This is a genomic window from Idiomarina sp. D18, from assembly GCF_057748155.1.
The window spans coordinates 778592-803882 of record NZ_CM173240.1; the positions used below are offsets into that span (position 1 = coordinate 778592).

Annotated in this window: 26 protein-coding genes; 17 read left to right on the forward strand and 9 right to left on the reverse strand. The window is 46.7% G+C overall.

What is annotated here, in order from left to right:
- The first annotated feature begins 33 nt into the window (after positions 1–33).
- Genes AC3AP5_RS03710 through AC3AP5_RS03725 form a run of 4 tightly spaced genes read left to right on the forward strand, consistent with a single transcriptional unit; the run spans position 34 to position 3875 of the window.
- Positions 34–735 (forward strand): ABC transporter ATP-binding protein, encoded by a 702-nt coding sequence (locus AC3AP5_RS03710; protein WP_272978182.1) that lies wholly within the window; start codon positions 34–36, stop codon positions 733–735.
- A complete protein-coding gene (locus AC3AP5_RS03715) occupies positions 732–1472 on the forward strand; it encodes an ABC transporter permease (protein ID WP_006955581.1) in 741 nt (246 codons plus the stop codon). The genes AC3AP5_RS03710 and AC3AP5_RS03715 overlap by 4 nt, the downstream gene beginning before the upstream one ends.
- Positions 1465–2718: an amidohydrolase family protein gene (locus AC3AP5_RS03720; RefSeq protein ID WP_487327033.1), complete on the forward strand. Its 1254-nt coding sequence runs from the start codon at positions 1465–1467 to the stop codon at positions 2716–2718. Before AC3AP5_RS03715 ends, AC3AP5_RS03720 begins: the two co-directional genes overlap by 8 nt.
- 32 nt (positions 2719–2750) lie before the next feature.
- The gene (locus AC3AP5_RS03725) at positions 2751–3875 is read left to right on the forward strand and encodes a methyltransferase (RefSeq protein ID WP_272978179.1); all 1125 of its coding nucleotides are present in this window, start codon (positions 2751–2753) and stop codon (positions 3873–3875) included.
- A gap of 28 nt (positions 3876–3903) precedes the next feature.
- On the opposite strand, the gene AC3AP5_RS03730 is transcribed toward AC3AP5_RS03725, so the two are convergent.
- Positions 3904–4296 carry a BON domain-containing protein gene (locus tag AC3AP5_RS03730; RefSeq protein ID WP_006955578.1) on the reverse strand — a complete coding sequence of 131 codons (393 nt, stop codon included), beginning with the start codon at positions 4294–4296 and terminating at the stop codon, positions 3904–3906.
- 133 nt (positions 4297–4429) lie between these two features.
- Between AC3AP5_RS03730 and AC3AP5_RS03735 the strand changes: the two genes are divergently transcribed.
- Positions 4430–5305 carry a mechanosensitive ion channel domain-containing protein gene (locus tag AC3AP5_RS03735; protein ID WP_006955577.1) on the forward strand — a complete coding sequence of 292 codons (876 nt, stop codon included), beginning with the start codon at positions 4430–4432 and terminating at the stop codon, positions 5303–5305.
- Here AC3AP5_RS03735 and AC3AP5_RS03740 read toward each other — a convergent pair.
- Positions 5302–5496 carry a glycine zipper domain-containing protein gene (locus AC3AP5_RS03740; protein ID WP_487327034.1) on the reverse strand — a complete coding sequence of 65 codons (195 nt, stop codon included), beginning with the start codon at positions 5494–5496 and terminating at the stop codon, positions 5302–5304. The two genes, AC3AP5_RS03735 and AC3AP5_RS03740, sit on opposite strands and share 4 nt — an antisense overlap.
- Complete coding sequence (locus AC3AP5_RS03745) at positions 5480–6097, reverse strand: DUF2238 domain-containing protein (RefSeq protein ID WP_286681890.1); 618 nt, start codon at positions 6095–6097, stop codon at positions 5480–5482. Before AC3AP5_RS03745 ends, AC3AP5_RS03740 begins: the two co-directional genes overlap by 17 nt.
- A 145-nt stretch (positions 6098–6242) precedes the next feature.
- On the opposite strand from AC3AP5_RS03745, the gene AC3AP5_RS03750 reads away from it, so the two are divergent.
- Positions 6243–6368 (forward strand): DUF3149 domain-containing protein, encoded by a 126-nt coding sequence (locus tag AC3AP5_RS03750; RefSeq protein WP_006955574.1) that lies wholly within the window; start codon positions 6243–6245, stop codon positions 6366–6368.
- 12 nt (positions 6369–6380) lie between these two features.
- Here the strand turns inward: AC3AP5_RS03750 and AC3AP5_RS03755 are convergent, their stop codons facing one another.
- Positions 6381–6956 carry a manganese efflux pump MntP gene (locus AC3AP5_RS03755; protein ID WP_040487884.1) on the reverse strand — a complete coding sequence of 192 codons (576 nt, stop codon included), beginning with the start codon at positions 6954–6956 and terminating at the stop codon, positions 6381–6383.
- Between the two features lie 5 nt (positions 6957–6961).
- Positions 6962–8143, reverse strand: a complete 1182-nt coding sequence (locus AC3AP5_RS03760; protein ID WP_286681891.1) for an MFS transporter — start codon at positions 8141–8143, stop codon at positions 6962–6964.
- Between the two features lie 144 nt (positions 8144–8287).
- On the opposite strand from AC3AP5_RS03760, the gene AC3AP5_RS03765 reads away from it, so the two are divergent.
- The gene (locus tag AC3AP5_RS03765; RefSeq protein WP_286681892.1) at positions 8288–9196 is read left to right on the forward strand and encodes a M14 family metallopeptidase; all 909 of its coding nucleotides are present in this window, start codon (positions 8288–8290) and stop codon (positions 9194–9196) included.
- Here the strand turns inward: AC3AP5_RS03765 and AC3AP5_RS03770 are convergent.
- The gene (locus AC3AP5_RS03770; protein WP_006955569.1) at positions 9193–9375 is read right to left on the reverse strand and encodes a hypothetical protein; all 183 of its coding nucleotides are present in this window, start codon (positions 9373–9375) and stop codon (positions 9193–9195) included. The genes AC3AP5_RS03765 and AC3AP5_RS03770 overlap by 4 nt on opposite strands.
- Positions 9376–9577: 202 nt before the next feature.
- Here AC3AP5_RS03770 and AC3AP5_RS03775 point away from each other — a divergent pair, with 202 nt between their 5' ends.
- From AC3AP5_RS03775 to AC3AP5_RS03815, 9 genes are all read left to right on the forward strand, one after another.
- Complete coding sequence (locus AC3AP5_RS03775; protein WP_286681893.1) at positions 9578–10222, forward strand: thermostable hemolysin; 645 nt, start codon at positions 9578–9580, stop codon at positions 10220–10222.
- Entirely contained in the window at positions 10215–11675 is a 1461-nt protein-coding gene (locus AC3AP5_RS03780; RefSeq protein ID WP_487327035.1) for an AMP-binding protein, read from the forward strand. The genes AC3AP5_RS03775 and AC3AP5_RS03780 overlap by 8 nt, the downstream gene beginning before the upstream one ends.
- 2 nt (positions 11676–11677) lie before the next feature.
- Positions 11678–12337 carry an iron-containing redox enzyme family protein gene (locus AC3AP5_RS03785; RefSeq protein ID WP_006955566.1) on the forward strand — a complete coding sequence of 220 codons (660 nt, stop codon included), beginning with the start codon at positions 11678–11680 and terminating at the stop codon, positions 12335–12337.
- 3 nt (positions 12338–12340) lie between these two features.
- Positions 12341–13129, forward strand: coding sequence for an SDR family oxidoreductase (locus AC3AP5_RS03790; RefSeq protein ID WP_487327036.1), 789 nt, complete (start codon positions 12341–12343; stop codon positions 13127–13129).
- 5 nt (positions 13130–13134) lie between these two features.
- Positions 13135–13770 carry a tetratricopeptide repeat protein gene (locus AC3AP5_RS03795; protein WP_006955562.1) on the forward strand — a complete coding sequence of 212 codons (636 nt, stop codon included), beginning with the start codon at positions 13135–13137 and terminating at the stop codon, positions 13768–13770.
- Between the two features lie 18 nt (positions 13771–13788).
- Positions 13789–14454, forward strand: coding sequence for a response regulator transcription factor (locus AC3AP5_RS03800; protein ID WP_006955560.1), 666 nt, complete (start codon positions 13789–13791; stop codon positions 14452–14454).
- On the forward strand, positions 14442–15806 hold the full coding sequence (locus tag AC3AP5_RS03805) for a histidine kinase dimerization/phospho-acceptor domain-containing protein (RefSeq protein ID WP_006955559.1): 1365 nt from the start codon (positions 14442–14444) through the stop codon (positions 15804–15806). Before AC3AP5_RS03800 ends, AC3AP5_RS03805 begins: the two co-directional genes overlap by 13 nt.
- Before the next feature lie 66 nt (positions 15807–15872).
- Positions 15873–17279: a GGDEF domain-containing protein gene (locus AC3AP5_RS03810; RefSeq protein WP_487327037.1), complete on the forward strand. Its 1407-nt coding sequence runs from the start codon at positions 15873–15875 to the stop codon at positions 17277–17279.
- Positions 17280–17393: 114 nt separating this feature from the next.
- Complete coding sequence (locus AC3AP5_RS03815; protein WP_487327038.1) at positions 17394–18983, forward strand: EAL domain-containing protein; 1590 nt, start codon at positions 17394–17396, stop codon at positions 18981–18983.
- Here the strand turns inward: AC3AP5_RS03815 and AC3AP5_RS03820 are convergent.
- Both AC3AP5_RS03820 and AC3AP5_RS03825 read right to left on the reverse strand, forming a co-directional pair.
- Entirely contained in the window at positions 18980–20431 is a 1452-nt protein-coding gene (locus AC3AP5_RS03820; protein ID WP_487327039.1) for an FAD-binding domain-containing protein, read from the reverse strand. The two genes, AC3AP5_RS03815 and AC3AP5_RS03820, sit on opposite strands and share 4 nt — an antisense overlap.
- Positions 20431–21756 (reverse strand): DASH family cryptochrome, encoded by a 1326-nt coding sequence (locus tag AC3AP5_RS03825; protein WP_487327040.1) that lies wholly within the window; start codon positions 21754–21756, stop codon positions 20431–20433. The genes AC3AP5_RS03820 and AC3AP5_RS03825 overlap by 1 nt, the downstream gene beginning before the upstream one ends.
- Positions 21757–21824: 68 nt before the next feature.
- Between AC3AP5_RS03825 and AC3AP5_RS03830 the strand changes: the two genes are divergently transcribed.
- Complete coding sequence (locus AC3AP5_RS03830) at positions 21825–22280, forward strand: DUF3429 domain-containing protein (protein WP_006955554.1); 456 nt, start codon at positions 21825–21827, stop codon at positions 22278–22280.
- A gap of 54 nt (positions 22281–22334) precedes the next feature.
- On the opposite strand, the gene AC3AP5_RS03835 is transcribed toward AC3AP5_RS03830, so the two are convergent.
- Positions 22335–25112 (reverse strand): M16 family metallopeptidase, encoded by a 2778-nt coding sequence (locus tag AC3AP5_RS03835; protein ID WP_487327041.1) that lies wholly within the window; start codon positions 25110–25112, stop codon positions 22335–22337.
- Between the last annotated feature and the right edge of the window lie 179 nt (positions 25113–25291).

Here is a 25291-nt window from a genome sequence, read left to right on the forward strand (position 1 = left end):
ACTCACTAACCTTACAGCAAATGGAGGTGAGTGATGACGGTTTTATCAATTACAAATTTATCGAAGTCTTACGCTAACGCACCCGTACTCAACGATTTTTCATTAGATGTAAGGTGTGGAGAGGTCGTTGCTGTACTGGGTGAGAATGGCGTCGGTAAGACGACGCTTATTCGCTGTATTCTTGGATTGACCGCTCCGGACGCGGGCCATATTAGTCTGTTTGGTGAACAACAGCCTAAAAAGAGCAGAAGCCCGTCACTTAAGCAGCGCTGGGGCGTGGTCATGCAAGTCGGCGCTGTGAATGGGCAGTTGACTGTGCAAGAGCAGATTACGCTTTATCAGAGTTATTACACTAAGCCCATCGGTATCGAGGAGTTGAAGCAACTCTTACCTATCGAGTCGTTACTACATAAGCGTTTCGCTGTGCTGTCGGGAGGAGAGCAGCAACGTGTCATGTTTACGCTCGCGCTTATTGGGCGACCGCAACTACTGTTTTTGGATGAACCTAGCGTTGGAATGGACCTAAGTACGCGGCAACAGATGTGGCGTTGTATCGAATCGCTGAAAAGTCAGGGTGTCGCAATTATTCTAACCACGCATTACATAGAGGAAGCCTACCAATTGGCTGACTCTGTCGTACTTTTGCGTAAACAGGCGCCCGCCGAAAAATTACCGATAAAAAGTATGTCTTTAGAACAACTGATGTCCACATTGATTGGAGGAGCTACGTCATGAGTCAATGGATCGTTGAAGCTCAAATGGATATGCGAGCCTTGCTTCGCTCGCCCAGCTTTTACATACCGGCGTTTGCGTTCCCGGTCGTGTTCTACTTCTTTTTTGGCATCATGGTGGATTTTTCCAACGGCCACAGTGATTACCTTCTTATCTCCTATGCTTGTTTTGGCATTATGGGACCACCGTTTTTTCACCTTGCGGTGAGTATTGCGAGTGAACGCACTCATGGCTGGCTCACCTTAAAGCTATTGTCGCCAATGCAGTTCAATAGCTTTATTTTTGCCAAGTTAGTCAACAGCGCCGCTTTTTCTGCAGTGATCCTGCTCTTACTTTACATCGAGTCGGCTTGGCTTGCCGGTGTCCGATTATGGTTTTGGCAGTGGGGGCTCTTAACACTTATTTTTACCTTAGGTACTTTGCCTTTTGCCGCTTTAGGGATGCTCATTGGCGCTTTAGTAGCCGACCGTGCTGCCGCAGGCGTTGTTAACCTGATCTATCTACCCATGGCGTTGCTGTCTGGCTTGTGGTTTCCGCTGTTTTTGATGCCGGACTGGGTGCAATGGATCGCTTATGGGTTGCCCAGTTATCACTTGGTGCAATTAGGCTATGCGGTTATCGGGAAGGGCGATGAGGTAAGCTGGTACTGGCATATTATCTACTTGTGCCTTTTCAGTATCAGCATGATGGCAGTGTTAAGAAGCCTATCTGGTCGCTTCAGTGGAGCCAGTCATGAATAAACTTACTTGGATTATCGGCGCTGGGGCTGTCGCTGCGCTATTGTGGTTATTACCTGAGCCAGCCCCGGTCGAGGACAATAGCTTTACCATTGGGCCTATCAATGTATTCGATGGTGAGAAGGTGCTACGAGCGCATTATGTTTCGGTCGAAGAGGGCGTTATTGTGCGAGTTGAATCGCAGCCTCCGAAAGCGGTTCAACGTGTTTATCCCACCAAGCCAGACCAGTGGATTATTCCTGGGCTGATTGATAGCCATGTCCATACTTGGGGTGATGCGCGAGAACGCGCACTTGATTTTGGTGTGACGACGGTGATTGATCTATTTGGGCATCCAAGCGAATTACGCCGAGCTCGGCAGCAACGCAACTCGGTGCAATTGCAACAGGAGGCGGATATGTGGGGGGCTGGCCGGTTGGTTACAGCGCCTGATGGACATGGAACGCAGTTTGGGTTTAGCCCCCACCCATTCGCTGACGATGATAGCGCCGAGAGTGCTGTCTCGGAACGCCTTGCTGAAGGCTCGGACTTTATTAAGATTGTGTATACCGCAGAAGACGTTGACTATCCCCATCGACCATCAATAAGTTACCAACAACTGCAGCGCGTTATTCAAGCCGCACATGACCAACAGGTGCTAGCCGTTGTTCATGTCGCCGACCATCTTTCTGCCGAGCACGCCGTCACTGCCGGCGCTGATGGTTTGGTGCATGGTTTTTTCGACCAACCTATAAGCGAACAACTGATTGATAAAATGGAACAATTACAGGTGTTCATCGTACCAACCAATATGATTTATGAGCACTTAGTGCACGGTGAATTTAATAAGCAGGTACTCTTGCCCGCCTGTGGAGACTGTTTTAATCAGCAAAAACTAAATAGCTTGAGCCGTGGTGGCGCGAACATGGCCTCAACCCCATTTTATAATAACTTAAAAACTAACACTCGGTTACTTGATGAGAGCGAGCTTGATGTGCTGGTCGGGAGTGATGCTCCCAACCCAGGTACCGAACACGGCATCAGCCTAATAGCAGAGCTCATGTGGCTCGAAGCTCAAGATGTTAATTGGCAAGTTGCCATTCATTCAGCAACTGCACTGGCAGCTGAGCGTTGGCGAATTAAAGGCCGAGGGCGTATCGCTGTGGGGCAACGCGCCGACATGGTGTTGATCGGTTCATCACCCGCGCAGGGAATGCATTTACTATTAGACCCTCAGGCTGTCTGGAAGAATGGCTATCAAGTAAGATAAACTACTTATCGGTTATTAATTAGGTCAACGCTGTGAACTTAAAAGAACTGCTCGAGCAATACAGTCAGGCGCTTTCAGATAGCAGGGCATTTTGGGACATTGTTGCATTCGAACACACGGAGTTACCCTGGGAAAGCGAATCGACGCTCGCTAGGGTACTCGACGACCTGCGATTATTAGTCGATCCCGTGTGGGCGTATGAATCGAGTAAAGCTTCAGAGCATCCCCTGCCATTTTGGCTTATCCAAGGCATCAAAGGCCGTAAATTATCGCAAGTGCAGGCGTTTATCGACCACGTACCTAAACACTCGACGATAGTCACAGAGTGGTGTGCTGGTAAGGGGCATTTAGGGCGATTGTTGAGTTTTACCCAACAACGTCCAGTGGTCAGTATTGAGTGGCAATCTGCGCTGTGTGCAGAGGGCACTGAGCTTGCACAACATCACCGACTGCCGCAGGCGTTTATTCAGCAGGATGTCTTAGCGAAGGACGGTGATGATAAAATTCAGCAAACACTTCGCAGATGTCAAACGGCTGTGGCATTACACGCGTGCGGTGACTTACATATTAGGCTGTTGGAGCACGCTACTGAAGCACAGATACGAGATATTTTGGTGGCGCCGTGTTGCTATCATTTAATTCGGCAGGGGCACTATGAACCGTTGTCCAAGACCGCACAACAGTGTGACTTAAGACTGAGTAAAAACGCACTTAGGCTCGCAGCGCAAGGGCTTGTTACCGCGGGAAAACGGGAGCGAGAGTTGCGTCAAACGGAGCTCGTGTGGCGCTTGGGTTATGAGTCTTGGCGCCAAGATCATTTGAATGATCCGCACTACCAACCGCTTAATTCAGTATCCAAGGCGATTTTTTCAGGTTCATTCAAAGACTTTTGTCATTGGGCTGCGGCACAACATGAGATTAATTTAAGCTCATGTTTTGATGCTGACTATTGGTTAGAACGTGGTGAGCAACGGTTTTTAGTGACTGAGGCGATAGAACAGGTGAGACTGAAATTTCAGCCATATCTTGAACGTTGGTTATTACTTGATAGGGCTGTATTTTTACAAGAGCAGGGCTATGAGGTCTCTCTCAAGGCATTTTGTGAACGCGAGCTCACTCCGCGCAATACGTTAATAAATGCACGAGCCCGTATTTAAACGGGCTCGTGGTTCAAGCAACAAAAACTTAGTTGCCTACTACAATATCATTTTCGACGTCTTCAACACCTTCGACACCTTCAGCTAACTGGCCAGCTGTTTCCGCGTCATTTTCAGTCGCTACAGTACCGCTTAAATAAACAGTTTTGTTGCGCGTTTCGACACTGATTTTTGAGCTATCTAAGCCGCCGTTGTCGAACAGAGCAGTTTTAACTTTTGCAGTGATAGCAGAATCCGAGAGATACTCGCCTGCCTCTTCCATCTTTTCTTCTGCAGCATCGCCCATTTTATCCGCAGTTTCTTTAGCAGACTCCATTGCTTGCTCGGTTTTGTCTTCCGCTGAATCTTGTGAACACGCAGCAAGACTTAAGCTTGCCAATGCCATCAAACTAACTAACGATAAAGTTTTTACTGATGCCATAAAACACCTCCTGTTTAAGTAGAACGATTTCTAATATAGTAGAAAATAAATGTCGTCACAGACTATTTACACGAGTTTTGCAATAAACGATCATAATAGTTGAACGTTATTTTCGAAATCATTGGGAATTTTTATGTCAGATGTGTTGCAGTCAGCGTTTAATGCATTTTTGGAAGAGCTCAAAAACTCCGAGTCGCTGATTCGTTTGACAGTGAGTACGCTCTTATTGATTTTGGTCGTGGCGGTGAGTCGTTTTTTATTACGTCGCTTTATTCGGCGCAATATTCAGTCGAGCGAGATGCGCAGACGTTGGCTGATTCAATTGCGCAATATTTTGTTGATCGTATTGGTCTTAGGCTTAGTTGTCATTTGGGGCCATGAATTACGCACGTTCGCGTTATCAATGGTTGCCATTGCGGTGGCGTTGGTGATTGCGACAAAAGAACTTATTCTGTGTGTCTCGGGCGCGCTCATAAAAGGCGGAGCGAGATCGTTTAATATCGGTGATAGAATTCAAGTTAAAGAATTTCGCGGTGATGTCATTGATCAGAATTTACTGACCACCACAATTTTAGAAGTAGGTCCAGGTCGCTCGATGCAGCAGCGTAGCGGTCGAATGGTGGTACTGCCTAACTCTCTCTTTGCGAGTGAAGCGGTGATCAATGAGAGTTATTCGCAGGACTTTGTACTACATACCTTCAGTGTACCCTTTTTACGTCAGCATGAATGGCGGCCTGCTAAACAGAAGTTGCTTGAGTTGGCTCAAAAACATAGCGAGCCGTACCTTGAGCAAGCGAAGCGACACTTTGCACGACTGAGTTATCGCACTGGACTCGAGCAACCTGTGGTTGAGCCGCGCGTGACCATTCAGTTGCAGTGTGCGGAAGAATTGCATTTAATTGTGCGGCTGCCCACCAAGGAGCACGATAGAAATCAAACCGAGCAAGCTATTCTTGCCGAGTTATTCGCTGACGACGATTATTTGGGTGACTATTTACCGCGAGTTTAGTCTGATTGATCGTTATCCGCTTCAGGTTTCTTTTTAGTTGCAAAGCCGTAGGCGGCGCCGAAAGCGACGCCTAACGCGACCCCCATAGCCACTTGATCCATAGCAACGCCAATGGCCGTTCCCAGCGCAACGCCGATGCCCATGCTGACACCGAGGTTGCTGTTGCCTTTCGTTTTATTGTGTTCTGCCATACAGTGAACGCTTCTGTTCGATTTGTCGGTTATGTATACCCGAGAGTAACAACAAAGCGGTAACGGCGCCAATTAAAGCAAACGCCATGTCCGATTGTGTATCCCATGCGTAACCCTGAGTCCCTAAAAACGCGTCTGCACCTTCACCGGTTGCAACAGCAACCCACCACTCAATCAATTCATAAAAGGCGCTAAACGCGAGGCAAAAAGAAGTAACAAATATAAACTGCCAAAGCCTTCCAAAAATAAGGTGATTGCGAACCACTATTTCGCGCACAACCATCGCGGGCACAAAACCTTGTGCAAAGTGACCTAACTTATCGTAATTATTGCGTTGCCAATCAAAGTAACTTCCCAGCGTGTCGAATAAAGGCACTTCGGCATAGGTGTAATGTCCGCCGACCATAAGAATGATGCAATGAATCAAAGCTAAACCATACACCAAACGTGTAAATGTAAAGCGTCGATATGTGATAGCCATCAGAAGAGCGCCGACTAGTGCAGGTAATACTTCTAGCCACCAGGTCAATGGATCTTTGGGATGGTATGCCGACCAAACTAAGCAGCTAGTAAATATGAGTACCCACACGAGTTTGTGCATTTTAACTGTCTCCGCTTTAAATCTATCGCGCCATAGTCAACTCATTTTCCTCGTCTTTCAAGTTAAAGTTTTTATGATTTAAGTCAAAGGGTTAGAAGAGGGGACTGATTAAACTGATAAATAGATAATTTGAGTGGAGATAGCTATGAGTATTTGGCAGCAATTTTTTAAAGACCCAGTGATTTTTTTCTCATTTACAGGGCTCGCGATTGTTATTGGTTTATGCGTTTTTTATGCGATCTATTTTTACATAAAGGCTAAGAATGCATGAGCCTCGGTCGGGTTACTGAAGTAGCCCGACATGCTCTGCTGCAATGCCTACGCCGACACCAATCAGTACTACGCCACCCACAACCTCGGCGTAGCGACCTATAACATGACCGGCATAGCGACCGATGATGACGCCTACAGTAACGGCGGCAAAAGTTGAACAACCAATAATAACGGCGACTAGGAGTATGTTGACATCAAGAAACGCCATACCTACGCCGACGGCCATCGCATCAATAGACGTGGCGATGCTGGTCAAAAATAGTTTTATGAACGGCTGCTGAGTTGGATCAACTTCACTGTCTTGGTCATCGTCTGATGATAAACCCTCTTTTATCATATGAAGACCTAGCAGGCTGAGTAATACTAATGCGACCCAATGATCGTACTCTGATATTATTTGAGCTGCCGCTTTACCTAATAGCCAACCTAACATCGGTGTAATGGCTTCCACGACACCAAATAAAATACCAATTTTCAATGCTTGCTTGACTGTCGGTTTGCGCATCGCAATGCCTTTACCGATCGCCGCAGCAAAGGCGTCGGTCGACATCGCTAACCCAATTAAAAACATTGATAATATACTCATAGTACCTACAAACTTATATGAATAGCGCTTTTTCGGCTATGATGCTTAGTGATGATAAATACAAAAAGTCCAGAGAGTGCCAGCAAACAGCCGACCCAACCTGTTGCTTGCCAAGTTAACGCAGAGTTTAACGACAAACCTCCTAGAAAAGCCCCCAAGCCGTTGGCGATATTAAATGCGGCATGATTGAGAGATGCCGCAAGTGTTTGTGACTCACCGGCCACGTCCATTAACCTGACTTGCAGTGCTGGCACCAACATAGCTGTCGTACCTAAGCAAAATGCCATGGGCAGAATAGTATATAGGGAATAGATACTGAATGGGAAAACGGCAAGCACGATAATTGCCCAACCGAGTGAACCTGCGATAGCCCACTTCATATTCATGTCGGTGAGTTTTCCACCGATAATACTGCCGGTAAATGATCCAAGCCCATATATGAGTAGTGCAATGGGAATCCAATACTTATGAACTTGGGTTGCCTCTAATAAAGTCGGCGACAAATAGCTAAGCACGGCAAACATGCCGCCAAATCCAACGCTTCCAATAGCAAGGGTGAGTAAAACTTGGCTGTTTTTCAATGCTTGAAGTTCTGTTCTAACCCGCGTTGATGTTGCTTGTTCTGGAGTAGGGACACAAGCGACGATAAGCAGTGCTGCTGTTAACGCGACGAGGCCGACCCCCATGTAAACGGTGCGCCAATCAAGTAATTGACCAAACCACGTTGCTAGCGGGTTCCCAACTAAGATAGCAACGGTCAGTCCCATCATGACCATGGTCACCGCCATGCCGCGTTGCGACTTTTTCACGAGTCCGGCGGCGAGCAGACATACGATCCCGCCATAAGCGCCGTGGGGAAGTCCGCTAATAAAGCGAAACAGTTGCAGTTCCGCGAAGCTTTCTGCACGAGCACTCAGCAAATTACTTGCTGAGTAAATGAGCATTAGGGTGATGATCAGTGGCTTTCGAGGCGCTCTAGCACCTAACAATGTGATGAGCGGTGCTCCAATAACCACGCCGAACGCGTACAAACTAATCAGGTGTCCGGTTTGTTGTGCCGATGTACTGAAGTCAGCGCCGACATCTGGCAACAAACCCATCATGACAAATTCGCCAATGCCGATAGAAAATGTGCCTATCGCCATGGCAAAAATGGCGATAGCGACTTGCGATCGTGAATAACTCATGGAATTTTTACAGCAAGAAAAAATGGACGCCTATGTTAAAGCTTTTCCTCGATGGTTGCTATTGTTCATGTTGATTAATCGAATTTGGTCATCTCGCTGTGATAGCATAGCCGTCTTAATCAATAACTGTTGGGAGTCAGTATTTTGCAACAACAGCAATATCCAATTGGTGTTCCCGGGCAGCCCTGGGGAGCGTCAGAGAAAAAGCAGTGGTTCGAGCAACAACGCGTGCAACGGTCATATCAAACTGATGTATTGAGTCAAATAGAGCGTTTTAAGGCGCGTTTTGACGTGCGTGAATATGGTCAGTTGAACTACGCGAATCAACACTACCCGCTCTATGCGGTTCTGACTGCGGAATGGGACGATGACAAACCCACGGTGCTAATTACTGGCGGAGTGCATGGTTATGAAACGAGTGGTGTACATGGCGCGCTAAAGTTCATTGATGAGCAGATGCAGTCTTATGAAGCGATTTTTAATTTTATTGTAACGCCATGTATTAGCCCTTGGGGCTATGAAACTATCAATCGTTGGAATCCGGATGCGATTGATCCGAATCGTTCGTTTTATTCGGAGAGTCCAGCCCAAGAGTCGGCTCTGGTGTTGCAATTGATAGAAACGCTCGGAGTCGACTTGCTCGCACACGTTGATTTACATGAAACGACTGATACTGATAATTCCGAGTTCAGGCCGGCTAAAGCTGCGCGTGACGGCGAAATCAACACTAATTGGAATATTCCCGATGGCTTTTATTTAGTGACTAATTCGGAGAATAAACAGCTTGAATTTCAACAAGCCGTGCTTGCAGAGGTGGCTAAGAGCACTCATATTGCGCCGGCCGATGAAGATAATCGTCTGATTGGTACAGACATTGATATACCGGGCGTTATCAGCTATCCCGCCTATGATCTAGGGTTGTGTATGGGACTCAGTCAGGCAATGTACGCGACAACAACAGAAGTGTATCCTGATAGTGAGAATGCAACGCCAGCCCAGTGTATTGATGCACAGGTTGCCGCGGTTATCGGTGCACTGAATTATCTTCGTTAACCTGAGTTGAGCGTCTGTTTGCTACACTCAAGCACCAACTGTTTTAGACAGGCTTGGCTTGTTTCGTCACATGCTTTTAAGTCGCAAGCCACCAATGCTTGCGACTGCATGAGCTTGAGAAGTTGGTCACGATCAATTGAGACGCTAACGCGTCGCGCTCGTGTTGCGATAGGTTGCATGTGGTGAGTTCCTTAAGCATTTAATTACCTAGATTATTAAAGATGAGAATCATTCGCAACAAATTGTATTTAACTTTTCAATGAACTTCTTCAGTGTAAAGAAATCATTCCCACAAAAATTATCTTAAGAAATATTTAAGAAAACATCTCTAAAGTTATCTTCAGTTTAGGCAGTCGTGCTTATTGCAGTGGAGATAGCTTCATGCCATCAAATCTAGGTTATATCCTTAAACAAGATAACCACACTCAATTAACCGCGTTTTGGATACATTCATCCGATCCACGGCGTTTAGAGGTCGAGCATTTTATATGCGAGCGTTACTGGTTCAGTTTTAATGCGTGCCTGACTCAGCTGCCGGAAAATATTTTAGCCGTCTATCAAAATGATCTGTTAGTTGCAGCCTGCGGAGTTCAGTTTGCCGATCAAAAAACTTTATTTTCCGAACAGTATATGGACCAAGCGTTGTGCAACTATTCGGTTCTGGGCAAACCTGTGCCTGCTCGACATGCAATTGCAGAAATCGGTTCGATGGCAACACTTGGACGTCGCTATTTACCTTATCTAGTCGAAGCCATTGTGTTCGCGCTGCGCGATGTTCAAAGAACATTAATTTTATTTACAGCGACACGCGGTTTGGCGCACTTTTTAGAGCGTCGCGGTATTGAGCTGCAAAAGCTTGCGTTGGCTGAACGTAGTAAATTGGACTTGGATGCTAACGCTGAATGGGGCTCCTATTATGCGCATCAACCTAGTGTTTTTGCCGGCTGGACAGCAAGCTATAAATTAGCCGATACCATACCACCACAAAGCTTGGTTCAAAGCTTTCAGGAGACAGCGCATGCTTGATTTACTGACGCTTTTAAAACGCCACGCACATAGCCCATCAATTGCCTTGCGAAGTGCAACCCATACGTTGTCTCATCGAGCGCTATGGGCGCGTGTTTCCGGTGTCGCGAGTTGGCTAGAAGGGCGTTCAGAACAGCGTATTGGCTTAGCGCTTGAGAATTCATTTGATTGGGTCATTTGGGACCTCGCCTGTTTACAGGTTAATAAGGTTCTCATTCCAATTCCCTCATTTTTTAGCGCTCAGCAACAGCAAAACGTACTACTCGATAGCGGAGCAGAGCTTTTAGTAGGCACGCATCTTGATGCAACGCTGTACGAGCACTTGGTCAACCACGGTCAACCCATAGCGAACGACTGTTGCTCAGTTCTAAAGCTGGCAAAAGCGCCTACTTCAACAGCTCTGCCAAAGGGTACGCAAAAAATAATGTATACCTCAGGTAGTACGGGGCAACCTAAGGGCGTTTGTCTCTCAGCTGACGGTATTGCAATTGTAGTTGACAGCTTATTGCAAAGATTACCGAGTCAATTGAACTCGACACACCTCGTGGTAATGCCGCTTGCGGTATTGCTAGAAAATATTGCGGGTGTTTATGTCACACTCGCGCTAGGTGCAGAGGTGATTTTGTTGGCAAATCATGAGCTTGGACTGATGGGCGCCAGTGGGCTGGATGCTGAACGCTTTGTGAAGAGCATCGTGCATAATCAAATCTCAACATTGGTTGTTCCGCCTGCGCTACTCGAAGTTATTTGTGCAGCGGTGGAGCATTGGGGGGTACCAGCGCGGCAGTTTGAATTTATTGCCGTCGGCGGTGCGCGATTAGCATCGTCGCTCGAACAGCGTGCGATGGATCTGCGGCTTCCGGTAGTGGTTGGCTATGGCCTATCTGAATGTGCGTCTGTGGTATCGTTGAATAATATTCAAGCGGAACGACCACTGGGCTCAGTTGGCACGCTATTGCCTCATGTTTCAACGCTTATTCACGAGGGTGAGTTATTTATTAAAAACCCGCTTATGTTGGGTTATTTAGGGGAGTCAGGGCGGACTGACGACTGGTTTGCAACTGGCGACTTAGCTCATTTTGACGAGTCAGGTCATTTATATATCGATGGCCGCAAAAAGAATATTATTGTCACTCCATACGGGCGCAATGTCGATCCAGAGTGGCTTGAAACCGAGCTAGCAACTCACCCCGCGATTGAACAAGTTTGTGTCAGTGGTGATGAGTCGTCTCCGCTGCGTGCACTTATTGTGAGTCAAGCTGCAGATGAAACCATTGAAGCTTTCATCCAGACAATAAATGCAACGCTTCCCGATTATGCACGCATCAAAACCATGAGGGTGCTAACCCAACCCTTTACCGTCGCCAATCAACAGCTGACAGGAACAGGCCGGCTAAGGCGCCAAGCAATTTTAAAGCAGTATCCACTCAGTGAGTCATCAACGGAGTACTAACCATGACATTTTTCGATACGTTGTGCGAGCAAACACAAACTGAACGAGCATTATTACTCGATGCGCCTGTGATCAAAGATACGTTTGCAGGTGATATTACGCGCGAGCGGTATCAGTCCTTTTTAGGGCAAGCCTATCATCATGTGAAACATACGGTACCGTTACTCATGCGCGCGGGGAGTCTGCTACCGCCCTCGTTAGAGTGGTTACGTAAAGCGGTTGTTGAGTACGTAGACGAGGAATATGGTCACGAGCGTTGGATCTTGAACGATTTAAAGGCAACAGGCGCGGATCCCGAGCGGGTGAAAAATGCCGAGCCACACTGGACGACCGATGCCATGGTGTCCGTTGTTTATGACCATATGCAACGCTATCATCCCGCTGCCTTTTTCGGTATGGCACATGTGTTAGAGGGAACTAGCGTACAACTCGCGACACAAGCGGCACATAAAGTGAAAGAACGTCTTGAATTACCTAATAGTGCCTTTAGTTATTTGCTCTCACATGGCGACTTGGATCAAGACCATGTCAAGTTTTTTGAGGACTTGATGAACCAGCTCACCGATGTGGATGCGCAGCAAGCCGTTATTCGAACAGCGCGTAGTGTGTATCATCTGTATGGCGAAATGTTCCGAGCAATACCTTCTTTGGCTGGAGAATGAGCCATGCGTATTGACTGGAACGCACAACACATTGTGCTCACCGGAGCAACCGGTGGGCTCGGTCAAGCGTTAGCTGAGCAACTTTCAGCGCTCGGCGCGCGGCTAACGCTTATCGGACGCAATGAGCAAGCACTAAAAGCGTTTGCCAAACGTCTGGAGCAAGACTATCTGGTCGCTGATATTACGCAACCAGAGCAACGCCAGAGAGTGGTAGCCCATGCGCGTGCGCAAGCAACGACTTTACCTGTAACAGGGTTAATCAATAATGCTGGTATGGCTGCTGAGGGGATGCTATCGCAACAAGCCGAGCATGCCGAGGCGATGTTAGCGACGAATCTACTCGCTCCAATTTTGCTAATCAATGAGTTGTTACCAGAATTGAAACACCGCGCAAGCTTCATTCTTAACGTCGGTTCAGTTTTTGGCAGTATTGGTTTTCCCGGGCAAACACTGTATTGCGCAAGTAAGTTTGGTCTTAAAGGCTTTACCGAAGCACTGAGGCGCGAATTATCAGATACGCTTGTGCGCGTAATGTATGTCGGTCCTCGAGCTATAAAAACAGGCTTCAACGGACCCTTAATGCAGGCGTTAAATGCACAAACTAAAACCCATGAAGATGAACCACCAAACGTAGCGCAACAAATTATTCAACAAATTGAAAAGGGCCAAGTGAGTCGGCTTATTGGATTTCCTGAGAAATTGTTTGCGGTGCTTAATGGCATCAAACCGAGCTGGCTCGATGGTGAAATGTTCAAGATTAATCGTAAGTTAAAATCACTAATTAAGGAGTGATTGTCATGAAAAAGGTCGTTTATTCTGCGCTAACCGGGGCGCTGCTACTTGCAAGCTCACAGGTGTTAGCACAAACTAAGTTGTTGGACATACAACATCGCTGGGCGGAAGTAAATTATACGCTTACCGATGATGCACAAGAAGATGCATTTGAATCGCTCGCTAAAGAGGCGCAGGCGTGGGTTGATGCTGAACCTAATAACGCGGAGGCCCACATCTGGTTGGGGATTATTAAGAGTACAGAGGCTGGCGCTGTGGGCGGGCTAGGTGCTCTTGGATTGGCGAAAGAGGCAAAAGCCAGCTTAGAAAAAGCACTTGATATTGATCCCAATGCGCTATCGGGGTCTGCCTACGCAAGCCTCGGAACCCTTTACTATAAAGTGCCAGGTTGGCCGTTTGGTTTTGGTGATGATGACGAGGCTGAAAAGTTACTTAAAAAAGCACTGGAAATTAATCCGAAAGGTATCGATAGTAACTATTTCTACGCCGACTATCTTTACGAGCAAGATAAATACAAGCAGGCACTGACCTATGCGCAACAAGCGCTTGCTGCTGAGCCGCGTCCAGAGCGACCGCTTGCAGACGAAAGACGGCGCGCTGAGGTGCGCGCATTAATCGATAAAATTAATAAGAAACTATAATAACGTTAGGGATAACACATGCAATTATTACTGGTCGAGGACAACCAGACATTGGGGCAAGCCGTTGAGATAGGGTTGTCTCAACGGCAGTTTATGGTCACTTGGGTGCGCACGGGCGCTGCAGCGATATCCAGCATCAACCATCACGATTTTGATGTGGCAATTCTTGATTTAGGCTTACCCGATATTGAGGGCGAGCGCGTGCTACAGAGTATTAGAAAGAAAGGATTCGATATACCTATTCTAGTGCTTACTGCGCGAGATCAAACCAGTGATGTCATAAATTTACTAGATGCGGGTGCCGATGACTTCATGACTAAACCCTTTGATGTGAACGAGTTAGCCGCTAGGTTGCGAGCCCTATTGCGTCGGCGAAGTGGTTATTCGTCTTCACGCATCGTGTGTGGTCCTATTACCATCGATACATCAAGCCGGGAGGCTTTAATCAATGAAAAGGAACTGACTTTATCGCGCAAAGAGTTCGAATTGCTTCAACTATTTGTCATGCAGCCTATGAAAGTTCATCCTCGTGATAAACTGGAGGCATTGTTGAGCTCAGATACGCATGTCGTGGAGAGCAATGCACTGGAAGTTCATGTCCACAACTTGCGGAAAAAGCTCGGTCAAAGAGAATTGATCGAGACCATTAGGGGAGTCGGTTACCGATTAAAATGCAAAGGCTAGCGCGTTTTTTTAGTAAGTTAAAGTCGATACGACGCCGTATACTTTTAACGGTGTCTGTCGTCTATTTATTTGGTAGTAGCGTATCGGCTTTGTGGATCTATTTTGAGGTGAGCCATGAAGTTGACGAACTGTTTGATGCTGAATTGATTCAGCAAGCTCACACAATGAACGCTTTAATCAGCCAATTTGAACTCGGTGATATCAGCGATCGCGTTGATGCTGTGGAATCTGATGCTGAGCTAATTTACCACACGCCTGATTGGCTTCAGGATTACGAGCAAAAATTGGCCATTCGTTTAGAGACGATGGATGGCGATATCATTTACTCAAGCCGCGACTGGCTTGATTCAGATCGCATTCAGTATACCGAGGGTATTTCGGAACTTCAGCAGGGCGAGTCGCACTGGTATGTGTTTGGTGCGACCAACCTGAAAAATGGTCTGCGAATGCTCGTTTTGCAAGAAGATGATTTTCGCGCTGAACTGCGCGGGGATCTGACTATCGATACTCTGGTCCCTATTTTACTCATGCTGCCAGTCATCATCTGGTTAGGGTGGTGGAGTGTAAACTTTAACTTTGCCAGTTTTCAGCGTCTAGCGAGAACGATTCGTTCTAAACCGAGTGACAACTATGAACAATTGAGTGGTTTTGATGACACGGAAGAGGTCGCGGTTATAAGTCGTTCACTTAATCACTATCTAACTCGAGTAGAGCAGTCCTTCACGCGCGAAAAGCGGTTTTCTTCAGATGCAGCGCACGAGCTTAGAACACCTGTTGCTAATTTAAAAATACGCATTCAGAACCTGATTGATACATCAACGTCGACGCAAAAGGAATCACTTGAGTCACTGATGCTATCGGTCAATCAACTTGCCCGGCTTATTGATAACTTGCTGTTACTCTCCCGTACTGAAAGAGACCTTAAAAAGGAAGTGCCAATAAAACTGGCAACGCGAGTACGAGAGATCGTTGCTCAGTGGTACGACAAAGCCGAGCAGCGTGGACAGAATTTCGAGTTAAGCTTGGATGACACCCAACAGATTTATAGTGATGCGGCACTTTTAGATATTCTTTTAAGCAATTTAATCGACAACGCGATTAAATACGGTGCAGAGAATAGCATCATCACGTTACAGCAACGAGCACAAACATTAACCATATCTAACACCATCGCCCCTAATACAGCTTTGGATATTGAGCGCGTTGACGAGCGTTTTTACCGTGGCGGGCACCTCGATATTGAGGGCACAGGACTCGGGTTATCTATTGTGGGTAACATTGCACAGCAGTTAGGCGTGATGGTGAGCTTTGATTTATCGGAAACCAGTTTCACTTGTCAGTTATCGTTCTAAACTAATTGGCGTATCGTAGAAGATAAAGTAATCTAACTGTTAAAATAAAAAGAATAACGGTCTTATATGAATTCAACAGTGCGTAATATTGTACTGGTTATGGTGTGGCTTGGCTTGTGGCGTGCATCTGTTTTACTCGAGTTTGCACCCCATGCCAGTATTTGGTTTCCGCCGGCAGGTTTGTCATTCGCTGCTTTACTCGTGCTTGGCTGGCGTGCTGTTTTTCCTATTGCGGTGGCAGGCTTCGTCAGTACCGCGTGGATCGCTCAAATCTATAATGAGCCGCTAACGGTCACGGGTTGGTTCAACTCGAGTTTGCTTTTCGTACTCGCTCACACGATTCCGCTTGGGTTAGGCGCTTATATTGTGCGTAATGAATACCGGCGGAATGGTATTAATGGTTTCGCACGCACAGTTTTGATCTTTCTTATGGTTGCCGCGCTCAGTTCGATGTTAACTTCATTTTTTGGCATTTTGGCGATCTGGGAAGGCGGGTTAATGACTCAGGCGCAGCCGTGGCTGTCATGGTTACCTTGGTGGATAGGTGATATGGCGGGGATTATTGTATTGGCCCCGGTGTTTATTGCTATCGTTTCTTGGCGGTATCATCAAGTGCAGTTAGAGTTAGGTGAACTCAATTTTAGTTTGACGGCGATTAATTGGAAAAAATTTGTTTCCCGATTAGCTCTCGTGTTGGGGCTTTTATTGATTTCACTTACGTTGGTACATCATTCTCAGCGCATAGAAGCCTCGTTTACTGTGTTTTTTATCATTTTACCTTTCTTATGGATAGCAACGACCACCAGTCAGCTCACCACCGTGTTTATTTTAGCTATCTTTAGCACGGTATTGGCGTTTTTGGTCTCGCAGTTACACGTGATTGACTTCGCTCTTGTGTATCAGTTTGCGATGATTACGACCGCGGGCTGTGTCTGGTTTGCATTGACGATTCCTACCTTGATGACACAAAACGCACAACTGGCACAACGCGTCGCTCGCGATGGTCTAACAAAGGCGGCTTCGCGTGGACATTTTATTCAGCGCTTGGAAGCAGAGTTGCAACGCAGTACCCCAAACTCAACCTGTTGTTTAGTGATTTTTGATTTTGATTTTTTCAAGCAAATCAATGACCGGCACGGACACATTCTGGGCGATCGCGTGCTCGTGTCAGTCACGAATTATGTCAGTCAGTTGTTGAGAGAAAATGATATTATGGGGCGCTTTGGCGGCGATGAGTTCATGTTAATGTTTCCAGCGACGGAGTTTTCTGAGGCTCAGGTCATAGCCAAACGCTTGTGTGCTGGTATCAGTCAGCTTACTATTGATGGGCTGGATGAGCCTGTAACTTGTAGTTTCGGGGTCGTTGATTGTCACCCTAGTGAGCATGCGGTTTCCGCGATTGATAGAGCCGATAGAGCGCTCTTGCTTGCCAAACAGCGCGGTCGAAGACAAGTTGTTGGGAGTGCAGCCTGACTTATAGATTAAAATCAGCGATGAACTCTGAAGAATTGCAGATTAACAGCTTGTTGGAACAATGCTATGGTCGTTAAATAATAATAAAAAGAAGCCGTACAAGGAAAAGCCAGTGTGAGAGATTGTAAGATACTTGAACAATTGATGAATGCTATGGAAAGCGCATCGCTGTGTGTTCGAGTAAATAGTGCGGGACAAGTTATTTGGTTCAGCGACGCCCTCAAACAACTCGATAGCCAACAAACAATTGCTCTGGGTATGCCGCTCAGTAAACTGTTGCATGCTGATTTGCGCAGCCAGTTACTCGATCAATTCGATTACACGGTCACCCAACATAGCCATTGGCAGGGGACTGTGAAGTTAAACCTCGGTAGTCGCCGAGCTGACTGGTTTAAAGCTATCTTCGTACCGCTGTACGATGATAATCAGTGCTTGCAGGAGCAAGTGTTGGTGCTTCAAGACATCTCAAGGGAGGTGTTTTTAGACGAACTCTTGAACGAGTCACGTTTTGATCAAACAACTGGACTACCCACACGAGTCGATCTACTCGCTGATATTAAGCGTGTGAACACACAGACGGTCGCGATTATTGATATTCGTAAATTCCGTAGTTACGCCGATTTTTACGGTTTGGAATTTGGTGATCGCTTACTCATGAATTTTAGCGAGATCTGTAAGTCATTTTTTAACGAACGACATATCAATATTTATCGGTTGTATGGCGATAAGTTTGCTTTAGCACCTTCATTTAGAATGGTCCCCGCATTATTCGAACAACAACTCCAGCGATTTTATGCACATATTATCGCTCATCACATTGAAGTTAATGGCGCTAATGTAGCGCTCGATATCGCAATTGGGATGGGCGTGGGCAAAGGAAAACTTCTCCAGCTCGCTGAAAGTGCTCTAGCGAGAGCAAAAACAGTCTTCTCCGGACAGCGAATACACGTTGTACATGAGCGTGAATTTTGTGCTAAAAACTCGATTAACTGGTTACCCAAAATACAATCGGCGATTAGAAACAATCGTTTTATTAATTACTATCAACCGATAAGAAGCAGCAGCGGGCAGCGTCCTGACTATTATGAAGCCTTAGTTAGGATGCGCGATGGCGAACAAGATATTCCGCCAGGGTTTTTTCTCGATAAAGCGAAAACGACACGCTATTATCCAGAAATTACTCGTCGAGTGGTTGAGCAAGCCGTTGTTCAGTCCGCACAACACGATGTTCAAATATCGGTCAATGTATCGATTGAGGATATTTTGAACCCCGAAACGGTCGCATTTATTACTGACCAACTCGAAGCTTATCCTGAGTCTAAGTTAATTTTCGAAATCACTGAAACGGAGTCCACTGAGGACTTCTCGATGGTTGATGAGTTTACTCGTCGCGTGCGTTCACTAGGGGCTGAAATCGCGATTGATGACTTCGGGGTTGGTTACTCAAATTTTTCGCGCTTAATTCAACTGAGGCCCGATTACCTGAAGATCGACGGCAGTATTATTAAGAACATTCTCGAGGATGCAAGTAGCGCGAGTATATTAAATGGTATGATTAGTATATGTCGTGAGCTGAAAATACCGATGGTCGCTGAGTTTGTTGAAACTGAGCAGGTCAATGGCTACTTGACTGAACAACAAATCGAGTTTTTGCAAGGCTACTATATTGGCCGGCCGTCGCCAGACATCATTAAACTAAACTAACGCGATACGACGTGTCGTTTTAAAATGCGCTGTGCTTCTTTTGTTCCCGCGACACTTTTTTTGATGCGATACAGTGTATCGCGTGCGATCGGGCGATAGTCGTCAACGTCGACGATCGGCGAAGGATAATCCTCACCTAATTTAAACCCGTACATCTGTGCTTCCATCGGCGTTATTCGATACGGCGCATGCTTTATCTCAAGTGGCAGTTCGGCAAGCTCTGGCACCCATTGATCAATGTATGCCCCGGTCGGATCCTTTTCTATCGCCTGTTTTTCGGGGTTGTACATTCGTATGGTGTTGGTGCCGATGATACCGGCTTGCATCTGAATCTGTGGATAATGTATGCCAGGCTCAAAATCAAGAAATAGCGCGGCAAGGTGAGTTGTTGCATACTGCCAGTGAATATGAAGATAGTGACATAAAAAGCTCACTAACAGCGCGCGCATGCGAAAATTAATATAGCCGGTTTGGAGCAGGCAGCGCATTGCCGCATCGACCATGGGGTAGCCCGTTTTTCCTTGTTGCCAAGCCTTAAGGTGTTGCTCGACCTGGGTATCCGAGCGGTAAGGATAGTTTTCGTAAGCACGGTTAAGCGGTGCATGTTGCATCGCCGTTTCGGATTCGAATTTTTGAATGAAATGACAGTGCCAGTGGAGGCGCGATAAGAACGCATTGAGTGGCCGTTGCCATCCTGTTTCACGGCGCTTATCGACAGTCGCTTGATAACATTCGCGTAAGCTGAGATTACCCCATGCTAAATAGGGGGATAAACGGCTACAGTGGTGCTGGGCGCGAATGGGTTGAGAAATACTGTAATGATAAGCTCGGCCGCGTTGCTCAAGAAAGCTGTTTAAAGTAGCCCACGCTGCGGCGGGGCCTCCGTATTGAAACGACGGACGACGTTCGAACCAAGATTTAGGTAGCGTGCGATAGTCAACACTCACTGCTTTAACTGGCTGAATGCGCGCAAGGTCAGGTGTTGCCAGTGGCGCTTTCATGGTCTCATACCAATGTTTTTGCCATTGTTGGCGGCTATTAAGACCTCGCTGCACAGCCCCAGTAGGAGATTCGAACCAATTTACGTGGTGCTGGCGACACCAGCTGGCGACCTGTTTGTCGCGGTCGAATGTATTTAGTAGACCAACTTCCTGATGACTATAAAGGCTTTCGATAGAAAACTGTTGATGCCAAATTTGAAGTTGTTCAACCGTATCGCCATAGGTGACGTAAATTTGAGTATTGTATGCTTTTAGCTTGCGATTAATGTCACGAATTGATTCGACGATAAAGCGCCAATGGCGCTCATCGTAGTGCGGGTCATTCACTAACCAAGGTTCAAAATTAAACCAGAGTAGCGTGGGGCGTCCGGTTGAAATAGCGGCTTTGAGCGGTTCATGGTCGCTTAGCCTGAGGTCCCTTTTAAACCAAACAACGTTTATTGCCATCAGCTTAGAGGCCAGTCCGCCGCATCGGTGAAGTCGATTTTTGAGACAGCTTGCTCGCCATGCCAGCGCTTAATAAACTCACCATTGGGATCGTAGGTTTGCGTTTGCTTATCGAGGTTAAATCGCCTTGAGCCTCGGGGATCAGCGCCTACGCCCGCTAGGTATTGCCAGTTGCCCCAGTTTGAAGCCACATCGTAATCGATTAGCTGTTGTTCAAAATAAGCCGCGCCGTAACGCCAATCTAGCTGTAGCTCATGAATAAGACAGCTTGCGACCAATTGGCGTCCTCTGTTCGACATGTAACCTGTTTGGTTAAGCTGGTGCATGCAGGCATTTACGATAGGATAGGGGGTCTGACCCTTACACCAAGCAGCAAAACGCTGAGGATAAAAGCTTGTCGCAGGTTTTTTATCTTGGATGCCACTGAATTTAAACACTTTTTCTTGGAAACGACGCAAATACCAATGGAAATACTCACGCCACATAAGCTCGAAGACAATCCAATAGGTGGATTCATTGGCACCTTGGGTCGCTTCGTAGTTTCTCAAGGCATCAATGACCTGACGAGGTGATATATTGCCAAGGGCTAATGCCGCGGAGAGTTTGGTTGAGTCCGCGAAATTATCAAGCGCGTTGCGCGTTTCCTTATAATGACTCGGCGCTGAAGACTTGAAGTATTGGGTTAGGTGTTCGTGCGCGGCGAGTTCCCCACCTTGTAAGTAGCCGCTGGGTTCGACAAATGGTGTGTGCTCTGAAGCGATGGTACGTCGGGGCATTGGCGGTAAAGCTTTTAATTGTGATAGTGCTTGGCCGCTGGGAAAGGTCTCGGCGAGCGGCTCAAAGCGCTTGCGAAACGCGGAATAGGTTGCCGGTAATTCCTCTAATGGGAAATCGAGCTCGCGCTCGGTTAATAGTGTGTGGTTACTTACGCGCTCAAAAGTAATGTAGGGGAAACGCTTTACTAAAGTATCCCAGCGGCGCCGCTCGTATACGCCTGGGTCATCGCTACAATAAACCGCATCGACTTCTAAGGTGCTGATGAGCGTTGATATTTCGGTCGTCGGCTGGCCTTTACGAATAATCAGTTGTTGACCGTGTTGCTGTAACGAGGCGGCTAAGTCAGCGATCGCCTGTTGTATATACCGCCAACGCGGTTGACTGATGCCGTTGAGGCCATATCGGTTTCCTTTAAACCAGCTCTCATCAATGACGAAACAACATACCAACTGTTGGCACTGCTCTGCAGCACGGATCAGGGTTAAGTTATCAATGAGTCGCAGATCGAGGTTAAACCAGACTAATCCTGTTTGATGTTTTGCTTCCATGAATTGAACTTTACATATGATATGACGTACTTTGGGTATACGAAAAAAACAATAAATTGGACGTGATCATGACATCAGTAAAAACAAAATGGATCTATCTACTCGGCTTCGGCGGTTTGCTTCCGTTTCTCGGGTTATCATTATCAAGTTTGATGGCGATCGAATTGCCTTTGATTGGTAACCCATTACCTGCGTTGGTTTCTTATGGGGCGGTTATATTGAGTTTTTTATCCGGCATATTATGGGGTCGGGCGCTTCATCGAGCGGACACTGAATCAACCCAAGGGTTAATAATTACAAGCAATGTTTTTGCTTTACTCGCTTGGCTAACCTTATTACTCAACACAATATTTTGGTCGCTGTTACTGCAAATCGTTGGCTTCGCTTTAGTACTATTTTTTGAGCGCAAGCTGGCGCGTGGAACAACCATGACCAGCCAGTCACGATATTATCCTATGCGTTTAATGCTGACTGTGGGAGTCATTGTTTGTCAGATTCTCGTATTAGGAAATCATATTATTTAGTACGGATATAAAAAAGGGCTGCATTCGCAGCCCTTTTTAAGGTTAACGCAGTCGTTATTTTGTTTCTTTCAAAATGGTGACTTCGCCTAGGTTCATTTCACGAACCTTATCTTCGATAACATCGAGATCACCTACGATAACCCATGTTAATGCTTCAGGGCGCAGTAAATCCTTCGCTTCGCTCTGAACTTGGTCAAGCGTGATGGCCGAAACTCGGCTTGGGTAAGCTTCTAAATACTCAATCGTTTTACCTTTGTTCAAGGTTTCGGTGAGTGCACTCATTAACGCACTTTTTGTTTCATAGGCGCCAGGAAGCTTAGCCGTTTTATTAGCAATCACTTTCTTGAGTTCATCTTCAGTGGCCGGTTTATCACCTTCGTACTGATTGTACTCTTTGAGGATCTCTTCAATCGATTCGGTTGTTTTATCGATTTGCACAGGTGCTAATGCGATTAACAAACCAGGGCCCTCAGAGTCTAACCAGATTGAACGAGCACCATAAGACCAACCTTTGTCTTCACGCAGGTTCATATTAAGACGGCTTGTAAATGAGCCACCTAAAATGGTGTTGGTCACGTCAATCAAATCCGCTTTTGCAGAAGTGCCAGAAGGCGCTAACTGACCTGCAATAATCAACGACTGTGGTGTACCTGGCTGATCAATCAAGAATACACGCGATTCTGAGCGAGGCGCTGGCGTATCAAGTTGTTTAGTCGGTACCGCGGTTGTCGGTGCTTGCCACTCGCTGAATGCCTTCTCAAGCAAAGGCTTGATTTCAGCCTCAGTGGTATCGCCAACGATAACCAATTTTGCATTGTCTGGACGTAACCAAGTATCTACGTATGACACTAAATCGTCGCGCGTTAACGCTTTAATTGAGTCAATCGTGCCTGACCCCGTTAGCGGCTGACTATATGCATGGTTTTCGTCGAACATTAAGCCTGGTAAAACGCGTAGCGCTTGCGATTGTGGACGCGCCTGTTCCTTGCGAATATTTTCGATCCAGTTAGCGCGTTTACGCTCGATCTCATCCTCAGCAAAGGTTGGGCGTTGTAATACCTCATCCATGAGGTTCAGGCTCTCGCCCAAATTAACGGTGAGCGTATCTAGCGAAATGGTTGACGTATCTAACCCCGCACGTGTTGATAATTGCGTACCTAAACTCTCTAGACGCGCGGCAAGCTCCATCGATGAGTAGTTTTCAGTGCCTTCGTTGAGCATATCCATCGCAAAGCTCGCGGTACCCGACTTTTTACCTGCATCCGCGGCATAACCGGCATCAAAGCTCAAAGAAAGCTCTACGGTTGGTGTGTCGTGGCGCTCGGTTAAGTAGACTTCAAGCCCATTTGATAAAGTGAATTGCTGAAGCTCAGGTAGTTCAAGTTGTGGTAGGTCACCCACATCCGGTAACTGACTGCGATCACTCATGCTCTCGCCAGCAGTATAGTCAGGTTGTGGCTCCACAAATAGGGTAAAGTCACCGCTGCTTAACCATTTATTAGCTGTGGTTTTGAGATCCGCCGTCGAGGCACTCTCAACCCAGTCCATTTCTTGGGCGTAAAAGCCAGGATTGCCGTGATACACTGCGCCTGACGCAAGGATATCGGACTTACCGCCAAAACCACCCACTTTCTCAGCTTGGCGAACGAAAGATGCCATGGTTGAAAAGCGTGTGCGATTAAGTTCCTCTTGAGTCGGTCCATCGGCGAGTAGCTTGTTCAACTCTTCGTTAATGATGCTTTCGATGCGTTCAAGCTCAACACCTTGCTTGGCGTCTGCAATCACCATAAATTGGCCTGCAACGTCACGCGCATATTGGAAGCTAGATACACTGGTCGCGATCTGCTCATCATAAACGAGGCGTTGATACAAACGTGAGTTTTTACCGCCGGCAAGGATATCTGAAAGTAGTGATAGGTATTCAGAGTCTTCTGTTCCCATCGGTGGGGTGTTCCACACCTTGTAAATACGTGATGACGGGACGTTATCCTCCATCACAGCGCGTTTGCTTTCATCACGTTTAGCGATCCATTGCTCCGTCTTCTTAATCGCTTTACCCGGTGCAATGTCACCAAAGTATTTTTGCATTTTTGCTTTAGCGGTCTCGACATCGATATCACCCGCTAATACAACAACCGCATTGGCTGCGCCGTAGTAATCTTTAAACCACTGGTGGACGTCATCCAAGCTTGCTGCATTCAAATCTTCCATAGAGCCAATGACAGACCATGAATAAGGGTGGCCTTCTGGAAAGGTTTGTTCAGCCAAATAGCCCCAAACCCGACCATAAGGTTGTGCTTCACCTTGGCGTTTTTCGTTCTGCACCACACCGCGCTGCTCATCTAGCTTATCCTGTGTAATAGCGCCGAGTAGGTGACCCATGCGATCGGATTCCATCCACAGTGCCATATCTAAGGCTGGGGTCGGTACATTCTCAAAATAGTTAGTGCGATCGTTATTGGTGGTGCCGTTCATCTCGGTCGCGCCAGCACGTTCAAACGGACCGAAATACTCGTCATCATAGTTTTCAGAACCGTTGAACATTAAGTGCTCAAACAGATGAGCAAAACCCGTCTTGCCTACTTTTTCGTCTTTCGAGCCGACGGAATACCATACGTTGACAGCAACGATCGGGGCTTTTCGGTCTTCATGAACGACAACGGTTAAACCATTATCGAGCGTAAATGTCTCGTAATTGATATCAACTTGAGGTAGGTTTTGCTGTTGTACAGCAACTGTTTGTGTGTTTTCACGTTCAGCAGAGGTCGCTTGACAGCCCCCCAGCAATACGGATGCAACGGCCATCGCCGTGAGCGTTTTTACCATTTTCATGTTGTGTCATCCTAATTGTTGTATGTTACATCACTATATTAAACAGCGTTAAATGAACTATGTAGCTTTAGATGTTTAAAAATTGTAACTAAATTAGACAAGATGGATTTTAATGCAAGGGTTTTAATTAGCGGTGGAATCAAGGATAATTGCGCGCGGTCAGAGAGGTTACAAGGAAA